This is a genomic window from Actinomadura sp. KC345 (assembly GCF_004348515.1).
GTDB lineage: Bacteria > Actinomycetota > Actinomycetes > Streptosporangiales > Streptosporangiaceae > Spirillospora.
Genome location: NZ_SMKH01000496.1, coordinates 1 through 3,158 on the forward strand (window position 1 = coordinate 1; position 3,158 = coordinate 3,158).

Annotated in this window: 5 protein-coding genes; 3 read left to right on the forward strand and 2 right to left on the reverse strand. The window is 72.0% G+C overall.

The window, feature by feature from the left end:
* Positions 1–776 (forward strand): L-lactate permease (locus tag E1281_RS38775; protein ID WP_131884674.1); only part of this gene is annotated, 776 nt, incomplete at its 5' end.
* Positions 777–789: 13 nt separating this feature from the next.
* On the opposite strand, the gene E1281_RS38780 is transcribed toward E1281_RS38775, so the two are convergent.
* The gene (locus E1281_RS38780; RefSeq protein WP_131884675.1) at positions 790–1,035 is read right to left on the reverse strand and encodes a DUF2630 family protein; all 246 of its coding nucleotides are present in this window, start codon (positions 1,033–1,035) and stop codon (positions 790–792) included.
* 156 nt (positions 1,036–1,191) lie between these two features.
* Between E1281_RS38780 and E1281_RS38785 the strand changes: the two genes are divergently transcribed.
* On the forward strand, positions 1,192–1,605 hold the full coding sequence (locus tag E1281_RS38785) for an STAS domain-containing protein (protein WP_131884676.1): 414 nt from the start codon (positions 1,192–1,194) through the stop codon (positions 1,603–1,605).
* A gap of 5 nt (positions 1,606–1,610) precedes the next feature.
* Here E1281_RS38785 and E1281_RS38790 read toward each other — a convergent pair whose 3' ends face one another.
* Positions 1,611–2,207, reverse strand: a complete 597-nt coding sequence (locus E1281_RS38790) for an RDD family protein (protein ID WP_131884677.1) — start codon at positions 2,205–2,207, stop codon at positions 1,611–1,613.
* Between the two features lie 106 nt (positions 2,208–2,313).
* Between E1281_RS38790 and E1281_RS38795 the strand changes: the two genes are divergently transcribed.
* On the forward strand, positions 2,314–3,111 hold the full coding sequence (locus tag E1281_RS38795; RefSeq protein ID WP_131884678.1) for a maleylpyruvate isomerase family mycothiol-dependent enzyme: 798 nt from the start codon (positions 2,314–2,316) through the stop codon (positions 3,109–3,111).
* Positions 3,112–3,158: the final 47 nt, after the last annotated feature.

The following is a 3,158-nucleotide window of genomic DNA, read 5'->3' on the forward strand; positions in this document are numbered from 1 at the left end:
GGGTCGAGGAGCGGGACGCGAGCGGCGGACGGGACCCCCGCCCCGAGGTCGTCCGCGCCTACGCCCCGTACGCGATCATCATCGCCGTCTTCGTCGTCTGCCAGATCGGGGCGGTCAAGGACCTCCTGGACAAGGCCACGATCACGTTCTCCTGGCCCGGCCTGGACCTCACGGGACCGACCGGCGAGCCCCTCTCCCTGCCCGAGTTCACCTTCAACTACCTGACGACGCCCGGCACCCAGATGCTGGTCGCCGGGTTCCTCACCATGGCGGCGCTCCGCGTCGGGTCCGGCGCCGCCCTGCGCGCCTACTGGACGACGCTCGACCAGCTCAAGTGGGCGATCGTCACGGTGATGGCCGTCCTCGGCCTGGCGTTCGTGATGAACGCGTCCGGCCAGACCGTCACGCTCGGCACCTGGATGGCCGGGGCCGGCGCCGCGTTCGCCGTGCTGTCCCCGATCCTGGGCTGGCTCGGTACCGCCGTCACCGGCTCGGACACCTCGTCGAACTCCCTGTTCGGCGCGTTGCAGGTCACCGCGGCCGGCAAGGCGGACCTCTCGCCGGTCCTGATGGCCGCCTCCAACAGCTCCGGCGGCGTCCTCGGCAAGATGATCTCCCCGCAGAACCTCGCCATCGCGGCGGCGGCCGTCGGCCTGGACGGACGGGAGGGCGACATCTTCCGCCGCGTCGTGCTCTGGAGCCTGCTGTTCCTGGCCGGGATGTGCGTGCTGACCGGCCTGCAGGCCACCCCGGTCCTGGACTGGATGGTCCCGTGACGGCCCGCGCGGGCTACTGCCGGTAGCCCTCGACCTCGGCGGCGGGACGGATCTCGGCCTCGTCCGGGTTCTGTCCCGCCGCGATGCGGGCTCGCCGCTGGCGGAGCAGGTCCCAGCACTGGTCCAGCGCGACCTCCAGTTGCCGCAGGCGCCGCTGCGCGTCGGCGTCGCCGGTCTCCGCGCGCTCGTGGGCCCTGCGCAGCGCGTGCTCTTCCTCGATGAACTCGTTGATATGTTGCAGGATCGCCTTCTCATCCATGAAATGGCTCCAGTCGTGGATGTCCCGCGCGATGACGATTTTCGCGCAATGATGGATTTCCCGCCCCGATGGGGTCCAGAAGGTGCCGACAGATGAGAGCCTGGCATACACGGGCCCGCCTCCGGTAGCGGCGCCCAGGGCCGAGGCGAGGAGCGGATGACGGTCTGGCGTATCACCGATGGTGACGGCGGCCTGGAGTCGGGGGAGCGGGCGGCTCCCCGCTACGACCTCGTCGAGCACGACACCGCGCTCCTGCGCATCACCGCCGTGTCCGCCGCGCCGCGGCTGCGGATGGCCGGCGAGATCGACGTCTCGAACGCGCGCGAGGTCAAGCGCGCCCTCCACGCCGTCCAGGAGCGGGCGCCCGGCGACGTCCACGTCGACCTGGCCGCCGTGGACTTCGTCGACGTCGCGGGCCTGCGCACCTTCGCCCTCGCCGCGCGGGATCTGCACGTGCAGGGCCGGATGCTCGTCCTGCACTCGGTGTCGTCCCACATCGACAAGCTGTTCAGCCTGATCGGCTGGAGCACGACGCCCGGCCTGCAGATCCACTGCCGCCCCCGCGCCTGAAGTCTTCAAGCGACTGCGTGGAACCCGAGCACGAGCGCCAGAGCGACGGCCGGGAGCAGCAGGGCGAGCGCGGCGCGGTGCACCGGCTCGTCCTTCCCGGCCTGGATCACCACGGTCCCCGCGGCCAGGTCGTGCAGGCAGCTCCGGGTCCGCGGGTCCTTCCGGTAGCTGGCGACGTCTCCCCAGGGAGACATCGCCGGGGTGCCGCGCCCGCCCCAGGTGGGCATCCAGCGTTTGAACGCCCGCTTCCAGCCCGGATACCGGAGATCGTCCAGGCCGACCACGCGGATCCCGGCGATGCGCTGCCCGACCGTGCAGCCCCACAGCACGAGCCGGACGACCCGCAGGAACATCCAGATCCACACCATGGTCAGCATGGCCACCAGCGTCATGGGGGCGACCAGGTCGGAGAACCGGTCGCCGTCCACGCCGATGACCAGGCCCATCAGGACGAACTGCGGCGTCATCAGCGCCATCACGGCGGTCACGAGGTCGATCAGGCGGGCGGCCACCCGCTGCCGCGCGCTCGCCAGGACCAGGAACGGGCCGCCGTCCGCCGGGGGCGGCGCGCCGGGCTCGACGAAGTTCGGCTGGGCGCTCATGGACGTTCATGAAACCATCACGCCCCCGCGATCGGCACGCACAGGGCGGGGGCGGCATGCGAGGCGGGCGGGTCGTAAGCTCTGAGGCCCGAGGGAAGGGGCCGGAATGAACGAGCCGATGCGCGCCACCACCGCCGCCTACGAGCAGACCGTCCGATCGACCGTCGCCCTCGCCGCGGAGTTCGGCGACGCCGACTGGGAGCGTCCGACCGAATGCCCCGGCTGGACGGTCAAGGACCAGCTCTCGCACCTCGTCGGCGTCGAACTCGGGTTGCTCGGCGACCCCCCGCCCGACATCGACGTGCCCGAGTTCGACCACATCCGCACCGAGTTCGGCCGGTCGCTGGAGGCCGCGGTGCACGTGCGCCGTCCCGTGCCGGGGCCGGCCGTGGCGGCGGAGCTGGCGGACGTCCTCGAACGCCGCCTGGCCCAGCTGCCCGGCATCGACCCCGACCGCGCCGTCACGCTGCCGGACGGCAACGGCGGCACCTACGCCCACCTCATGAAGTTCCGCGCGATGGACTGCTGGACGCACGAGCAGGACGTCCGCCGCGCGGTCGGGCGCCCCGGCAACCTGGACGCACCGGCCGCGCACTGCTTCTGGGAGCTGCTGAGCAAGGGCCTGCCCATCATCGCGGCCCGCCGCGCTAAGGCCGAACCGGGCCAGATCGTGGCGTTCACGATCTCCGACCCGCTCGACTTCCACGTGGCCGTCCGCGTCGGCGACGACGGCCGCGGCCACTGGACCGCCCCCGACGCCCCGACCGCCGAGCTGGCCATGGACTGGGAGACCTATGTCCGCCTGACCACCGGCCGCTGCACCCCCGACGCCGTCACCGTCCACACCACCGGCGACCGCGACCTTGCCTCCAGAACCCTCGCCGCCATGAACATCATGATCTAACCGCATCCGGCCACCCGGGCCGGTGGTGAGGGGCCGGTGGTCAGGGC

Bases quoted from the DNA above. Each gene is read 5' to 3' on its own strand.
- E1281_RS38795 (WP_131884678.1), top strand. From the start codon at position 2,314: ATGAACGAGCCGATGCGCGCCACCACCGCCGCCTACGAGCAGACCGTC.
- E1281_RS38785 (WP_131884676.1), top strand. From the start codon at position 1,192: ATGACGGTCTGGCGTATCACCGATGGTGACGGCGGCCTGGAGTCGGGG.
- E1281_RS38790 (WP_131884677.1), bottom strand. From the start codon at position 2,207: ATGAGCGCCCAGCCGAACTTCGTCGAGCCCGGCGCGCCGCCCCCGGCG.
- E1281_RS38780 (WP_131884675.1), bottom strand. From the start codon at position 1,035: ATGGATGAGAAGGCGATCCTGCAACATATCAACGAGTTCATCGAGGAA.